This is a genomic window from Pseudoalteromonas sp. Z1A6, assembly GCF_011378745.1.
In the GTDB taxonomy this organism is placed as follows: domain Bacteria; phylum Pseudomonadota; class Gammaproteobacteria; order Enterobacterales; family Alteromonadaceae; genus Pseudoalteromonas; species Pseudoalteromonas arctica.
Window position 1 is genome coordinate 1 of the sequence record NZ_WTKW01000227.1, and the last position, 7,040, is coordinate 7,040.

Here is a 7,040-nt window from a genome sequence, read left to right on the forward strand (position 1 = left end):
CGCTTTGTGGTTTTTAGCCTTAAATTTTTTAGGTTCTCTTTTTTCAGCCTTGGCTTTCTCGGCCTCTTCTTTATTGCGCTGAATGGCTACTTCATTGGCTTTCTTTTTTGCAAAGCCCCATTTGGTACGCTTTTGTTTGTAAAGCTTAAATAAATGACTTTTTTCTGTACCCGCACGGTATTTAACACAGGCTTCAACCGTTTTTATGTGTGTGCCGTGGGTGTTTATATCTACAAATTTATTAAATACTTTTGCTCGAGTAAGCTCAGGGCCGTAACGATTGTAAAGCTCGGTTTTATCTTCTTGAATAAAGTACCAACGTAAAATGGCGTTGATTTCTTGAAGCTTATTTTTTGGCATGAATAACATCATGTGCCAATGCGGGCAACCGTCAGCATGAGGCTCAACTACGCGCACGCCAAAGTATTTAAGGTCGCGGCGGTTTAGCTTTGAACGTGCACGTGCCCACGTAGTAGTTAAATAATTTTGGGCATCTTTAGGGGTTGAACCATCCCACGTATTTGCATTGGCATGAAAACGCGCAGGGCAAGTAATGGTGTAAAACATGGCAACATAGCCCATTTCATCGGCCAGCTCTTCGGTTTCACGTATTCTTAGCATTAACTCATTACGGCGGTTAGCGGGGTTTGCCATGCCGCTTTTTACTGCTTCAATTAAGTCAATTACATCGCCGTCGCTGCTTTGTAGTTCCATCATTTCTAAGAACTGGCGGCCACTGGCTTGAGCAAAGCTAAATTCTCGCTGTGCTTGTTTTGATGAATACGGGCTAATACCACGGCGTTTAGGCTTCTTGCTTTTTTTGTCGTGGTATAAGTCTTTGCCTACTTGGCCTGTAGCAATTTCTAGCAATTCTAAAAACTGCTTTCGCAGCGTTTTTAACTGACGAGCCCACCATTTATCACACTGCATTTTAAGCAATGCAATTTCGTAACATTCGGTTGGCAAGTTGTCATCACACATGGCGTAAAATGGCACATTAGCGCCTACTGCTTTGGCATGCGTGGCTATTGCATCGTAGGTTAACGATATTATTTTTTCATACGGTAGGTGTTGGTTTTCTTCGCTTACATCAAGCGTTATTTGCACGCACTCCAAAGCGAGTGTGCCTGCGTGTTTTTTGGTTTTTTCAATACTGCTTAAAATATGCCATGGCAATGGCATATTTTGAGTAATACTAAACAGTACGCCAAAGCGCGGTTTTAAACGGGCAATGGTGCGGCGTAACCATGTATTAGCACGGTATTGGCTACCCGCCTTTTTTTGGTTATAGCGGTCCATGTATTTACGGGCCATACGACTTTGTAAAGGTACTGGCACATTTTGCAGGCCACGCGCTAAAAAGTTGCGGTCGTCAATATCGCTAATAGACGAAATTAAGCCCTTAGCTATACCAGATACTCTAAGGGTTTCAAGGTCGATTAGTTTAGGGTTAGCCACGGCGTTACAGCTCTATTTCCATTGGTTCGCCACCAATTTGCACAGCGTTTAATGCAATGCTCATTTGGCTATAAACTTGTTCAAAGTTAACATCGTCATCAGCAATCAGTTTTACGATTGGTAGCAAGTCGGTTAGCGTGTCTTCGCACTGCATTAACATGTGCACAGTGCTGCGCTTGTTTAAAAGACGAATAGTAAAATTTGCTTGCTCAATAGTGTGTAAAACAATATTGAGTATTAAATGTTTTTTAGATAGATCTTGGTCTTTGATTGTGTTCATTTTTAGTATTCCTTTGAGGTTAAATTACAAACAGATTTGGTGTGAGGTTTTCTTTTGCAGTTTTGCAAAATACAAAATGGGCGTATTCTATTGAGTCGGTTTTACTTGGCTTTTCAGGATTAAAGCCTGGGCGTTTGTGGTGAACAAAAACAGAATGCAGCGGCATGGTTTGCCACATTTCAAAACGCTTTTGTGTGCCTAACCAATTCACACGTTGCAGCATAATCACTAAACCGTGTGGTTTAACATACGTAAGCGCGTTATTTAAAAATTCTTCAGAGATACTAAACGGGGGATTAGTGATTACAGTATCGTATTGCTCTTTACCTTTAACACTTAAAAAGTCGTGCCCTTTTTTACTGGCGCGGCTATCCATGCGTATATCCCAACTTTCAACATTAAAATAACCATGTGTGTTTAATACCGCTGGGTAACTCATTGGGTATTTATCACACCCGCCGGCGCTTGGGTCGAGTATGTCGTTACCTAAATCAAGTGGCGTTTTAGCGTGTGGGCTTGCCGGGTTTACTGCGTCTAAAAACTCACTAACTAACCAATGAGGTGTAACGTAGTAATCGTCTTTGTTGCTAACCGTACCGCGATTTCGTGAACTCATGATCAGCCCCTAATGTGCTTGTTCTGTTTTTTGAGTGTTTTTAGCAATGCTAAAATCTCGTTTTTGTAAAAAACGGCTTGGTGTCATGGCATTAGCATCAACAAAGGCGGTTACTATTTCTTGAAGCTGTAAAATTGCTTGATGTATTTTAAGGCGCTTTTCACGGTCAAATTGGTGATAGCTCCTTTCCAAATCACTTTTAGATAGACCTGCCGAATAACACACAATTACTTGTTGCGGCTTACTCAAGTGCGTATACACATATTCAGCGGTATGACGATCGATGTTAAATAGCCCTCTAATTTCAGTAAGCCCCTTTGGTGTTGGTTTTACATCAACAACTTTTAACTGAGTTTTTTCAGGCTGTTCATTTACGCCTGTAACACCGCGCTTTTTTGCAATTTCTAATGCTGCATTTGTCATGATTATGATCCTAGCTATCTTGGCTTTGTTGGTGCTGCGTTCTAAATTTAATTAGCTCGTTTAAGCGATAATGATTAGTTTTGCCAAATTGAATCGATTTAGGAAAATCAGACAACTTTGACAAAATCCAAAACTTTTTACGGGCACAGCCTAGTACCTCACATGCTTCAACAGTGCTAACTAAGCGGTCTTTTTGCTCTTCAAGCTCAGTGCGTAATTGGTTGTTTTCTTGTAGTAGTGCAAACAACACCGCTTTGCGTCTGGGTGAATATCTAATAAAATGATTTGTTGTTCATTACTCATGCTGCATCTTCCTTTTTGCTTTTTTGATGATCGGCTAGTAAATCGTTTACCGATACTTCACCGTTAGTTAGTTCTGAAATACGCGGAATGTATTTCGCTGGGGCTTGGCAATGACGGTTAATCCAGTACCAAATAATGTTTTGCTTTGTGCTTAACAACTTGGCGGCTTTAGTTTGCCCACCAATTATTTCTATTGCTTTTGCTACGGCACTCATATTTCCTCCAAGCAGTGTTTATCAATTAAACCGATAATAGATATCAATTAAACCGATGTCAATATCGATTTAACTGATTAGACAAAATAAAATAAAAAGGCAATAATCAGTAAATATCACTTTAAGCGATTTTAATATTAGGGATTTAAAAAATGGATTTAGGAAAAAGAGTAGAAAAAAGACGTGTTCAGTTGGGAATGACTCAAGCACAGCTAGGCTTAATTGCGGGTTTAGCACAAAACTCTATTCATAATATTGAATCAGGCGAAACTAAACGCCCTCGTAAGATTGATGCTCTCGCCCAAGCACTAAATTGCACTCCAGAGTATTTACTATTTGGAATTGGCGAAATCCAGAGTGATGCAAAAAATATAAATAACAACGTTGCACCAGGGCCAACAATCAAAGCCACCGCCCCACTTATCAGCTGGGTACAAGCTGGCGCTTGGTCAGAAATAAGTGAAATTAAAGCGTATGACGCAGAACGTTTTATGTGCCCTGTTAATTGCAGCGACCTAACTTTTGTTTTAAAGGTGCAAGGTATTAGCATGGAGCCAAAGTTTGATGAGGGTGATTTAATTTTTGTAGACCCTGAAGCCGAATGCATCCACGGTTCGTACGTAGTAGCACGCCTAGACGACGACAACCAAGCCACATTTAAACAGCTCATTATTGAAGGTGGCCACAAATTTTTAAAAGCCGCCAACCCCAACTGGCCAGAGCAACTAATACCCATCAATGGTAATTGCACATTGGTTGGAAAAGTAATATTTACAGGTAAGTCACTTTAGTTTTACTAAATTGCAGGCACAAAAAAGCCCGTAATTAGCGGGCTTAAAATAAACTTTGAAAGTTTATATCTACAGGTTACTTAGCATTTGATAATTTACTAACTTCTTTGAATGTTATATCTGGCTTATAATTACAGGCGTTTATCGATGGCTTAAGAATCATAACCTCTGTACCCTTTCTTTTTAGCTGCGCGGAGTAAGTCAAGCCAAAAGGTTTTGGTGAAAACTCACTATATATATCATTTATTTCCGGTGCGTCGTCATAAGTCACTATCCAAGGCTGCTTAATTCTTTTAACGCTTTCAAACAATCTATAATGATCATCATGTTCAAAAAAGTTTTGGTATAGCCCCTTACCCTTTACATAATATGGAGGATCTATATTAACAAGGCACTTATTCTCTACATGAGGAAGCACTTCATCCAAAAACTCAGCTGCATCAAGATTTGTTAAGCAAATGCTATTTTTATACTCTGCAATTTTTTTAATTTGCTCAATAAGTCGTAATTTATTGAAACGGCAATCTATTTTATAATTTCCATCTTGATTCAACCCACCAATAACACCTGCTTTTATTATCCCAGATCGGTTAGTTCGGTTAAGAAAAAATGTCGAAAAGCCTCGCTGCAATAATGTTGACTTTTCATCATGCTGTATTGCTTTTTGTAAATGCCATTGTTCTATATCAACCTGTGTATTGCTTATGAGTTCACATAACGCATCTGTTTCATTAAGCACGCTATGCCAGAATGCATGAATTGAAGGATTTAAATCATTAATATAAACATGTTTTACATGTTTATTAATGAGCAAATACCAAGCAATCGCTGCACCGCCAGCAAAAGGTTCAACATAAGTCCCAGACTCTAAGTTATTTAATTTTAAAGTCTCTAGTACGTAGGCTGTTAGCTTTGCTTTACCGCCAGGGTAACGTAAAGGTGAATAAGTCTTCATACCTCTTTAATATCCACTAAAAATGTAAGTAAAGGAAATAAGGCATCCCAAAATCTATTTAGAAACTTCTTGTCGACATGATGAACTTGTATGCCATGAATATAGCTATTAAGAGTATCCAAACTGAAATCATTTGAGGGATTTAGGAGTTTACCAACTAGCTTATACTCTAAAGTTTTGGCTTCCATAACTTTAGATTTCAAATACTCTAACCTATATTTTAACACAACTTCTTGAAAATCTCTTCGATATTGCTGACCTATTTTTTTATCTAAGTTCGATTTGATAATATAATCTCTTACGGCCAAATCTAGAAAAACTCTTAACGAAGACGCTAAACAGTTTTTATATCTATCCATTGGTATTATTTTTAGTTCTTTAAATAAAGCATTTAATTTATGGTTATCACTTCGCAACTGACAAGATTCAACAATAAGTTTAGGCCTATCTGGATTCTTATACAATGTAGGTATATTTGCATCAGGGTATGAAGAGGGTAAAGGTGAAACCGTATCTTCGTGATCAGTTTCATTCTCACCAACATTAGCCGTATTAGAGTTCGTATTATTGCCCAAAGGTGTCATTGGGTTGGGATCTGTAGCTTGAGGTTCATTTTTATCAAAAGAAACTGTTGGTAATGCTTCTAACAAAGAATCGAGGTTATTATCAATTGTCCGGGTATTAATTTTAACCTCAACGTCATCTTCATCTTTTCTAATTACATACTTTAGCCACTGCGCATAAGCGGCATAAAAGCTATTTTTATTTGATGTGATGACAACACCTTCAACTTCAGTCGAAAAGCCCCACGCTTCTTTTACTTTGGTGTTTAAAAACCACCTCTCAAAGATTGTCATCGGCACTCTATGAGACTGCACATATTTTTGCTCGTCTTCTGTAAGTTGGCTTAAAATTTTATTATTTGTAGCCAAATCTCTGATTTTCAAAACTCGTAGAGTGTGATCTAATTCGCCCTTCGAATATTTAGTTACAGCAATTAATTTATCAATATCCCCTTTATATTTATCATATAAATTGGCAATCCAACGTTGCTGCTGTAACCTCGACCACTTACGCTGTAGTGAGCTTCCCGCATGCCTTTGATTTACATACCACTCACAATCGTCAAATGTTGGCGCAACATTGACATTTATTTTTTCTATAGTTGTTCGATCAATTTGTCGAGATAGTTTTTCAACAAAAGAGCGTATAGATAGCGGTGCCCTTTCAGGGTTACGTAATAGCTTGAGAGCTAAAACCCTTCGATTCCCTTCTGCTACGTAATACTTTTCATTATCAGGGTTTTTCCAAACAACTATGGGGTCAGCTGGAATAAAACCATCAGTAGCAATAGCTTGAATTAGTTTATATAAATGGTCTTTTTCACTAGAATCAGCAAGTAGTTCTTGTACATAATCTGCCATATGAACATAATTTTCTTCTGGTGATAATCGAGGATTCTCAGACCATAACCTTAGTTGATCAACTGCTCGAGGTGTCCTTTTCTCTAACCAATCAAAATTACTCATCTACCATTCCTTTCACAAGTTTAAATAAATCTAATAATCAATAATATACCAGCAATTCAGGTCCAGTTCACCTAAAAGCTAGTTGGTTTTTTGATAGCCAGCCTTCAATCATTATTATAAGTGTTTGTTTATATGGATTACGCTTTTGATCAAATCTTTTAATTCATTGAGTTCTTTTTCAATACTTTTAATATCAGCCGTGATATCACCTTTATTAATGGTATCATCGCTTGGTTTGCTCAAAATTGACTCCCTCAATTCTAAATAATTCTCCTTAATTTTTTTTGCACTTGAAGCATTATCAGTAAAATAAAGCTCAAAATACGTTTCAACTTTGTTCATAATGCCTATCAATTCATTATGCTCATTATTTCCCATTTTTGACTTTCTCACATGTAAATTAGCTATATAAGCGCACATTTTAAATCTTAAATCGGGAAGTAACAGAAAAGCCTCTTCAGCTTTTTTTA

Annotated in this window: 10 protein-coding genes; 1 reads left to right on the forward strand and 9 read right to left on the reverse strand. The window is 37.7% G+C overall.

Annotated elements, in window-relative coordinates:
* The 6 genes from GQR46_RS13835 to GQR46_RS13860 form a co-directional block, all read right to left on the reverse strand.
* On the reverse strand, positions 1-1,458 hold a 1,458-nt coding region (locus tag GQR46_RS13835), incomplete at its 3' end, for a replication endonuclease (protein ID WP_165741249.1).
* 4 nt (positions 1,459-1,462) lie between these two features.
* Complete coding sequence (locus GQR46_RS13840) at positions 1,463-1,738, reverse strand: hypothetical protein (RefSeq protein ID WP_165741250.1); 276 nt, start codon at positions 1,736-1,738, stop codon at positions 1,463-1,465.
* A gap of 19 nt (positions 1,739-1,757) precedes the next feature.
* Entirely contained in the window at positions 1,758-2,354 is a 597-nt protein-coding gene (locus GQR46_RS13845; protein ID WP_165741251.1) for an SAM-dependent DNA methyltransferase, read from the reverse strand.
* Positions 2,355-2,363: 9 nt separating this feature from the next.
* A complete protein-coding gene (locus GQR46_RS13850) occupies positions 2,364-2,777 on the reverse strand; it encodes a hypothetical protein (protein ID WP_165741252.1) in 414 nt (137 codons plus the stop codon).
* A 10-nt stretch (positions 2,778-2,787) separates the two neighbouring features.
* Entirely contained in the window at positions 2,788-3,027 is a 240-nt protein-coding gene (locus GQR46_RS13855) for a hypothetical protein (protein ID WP_240922909.1), read from the reverse strand.
* 49 nt (positions 3,028-3,076) lie between these two features.
* On the reverse strand, positions 3,077-3,295 hold the full coding sequence (locus tag GQR46_RS13860) for a YdaS family helix-turn-helix protein (protein ID WP_165741253.1): 219 nt from the start codon (positions 3,293-3,295) through the stop codon (positions 3,077-3,079).
* Between the two features lie 152 nt (positions 3,296-3,447).
* Here GQR46_RS13860 and GQR46_RS13865 point away from each other — a divergent pair, with 152 nt between their 5' ends.
* The gene (locus tag GQR46_RS13865; RefSeq protein WP_165741254.1) at positions 3,448-4,086 is read left to right on the forward strand and encodes a S24 family peptidase; all 639 of its coding nucleotides are present in this window, start codon (positions 3,448-3,450) and stop codon (positions 4,084-4,086) included.
* 76 nt (positions 4,087-4,162) lie between these two features.
* On the opposite strand, the gene GQR46_RS13870 is transcribed toward GQR46_RS13865, so the two are convergent.
* The 3 genes from GQR46_RS13870 to GQR46_RS13880 all read right to left on the reverse strand — a co-directional run.
* A complete protein-coding gene (locus tag GQR46_RS13870; protein WP_165741255.1) occupies positions 4,163-5,041 on the reverse strand; it encodes a DNA adenine methylase in 879 nt (292 codons plus the stop codon).
* The gene (locus GQR46_RS13875) at positions 5,038-6,570 is read right to left on the reverse strand and encodes a ParB/Srx family N-terminal domain-containing protein (RefSeq protein WP_165741256.1); all 1,533 of its coding nucleotides are present in this window, start codon (positions 6,568-6,570) and stop codon (positions 5,038-5,040) included. Before GQR46_RS13875 ends, GQR46_RS13870 begins: the two co-directional genes overlap by 4 nt.
* A gap of 114 nt (positions 6,571-6,684) precedes the next feature.
* A partial coding sequence (locus GQR46_RS13880; RefSeq protein ID WP_165741257.1) for a hypothetical protein occupies positions 6,685-7,040 on the reverse strand: 356 nt, incomplete at its 5' end.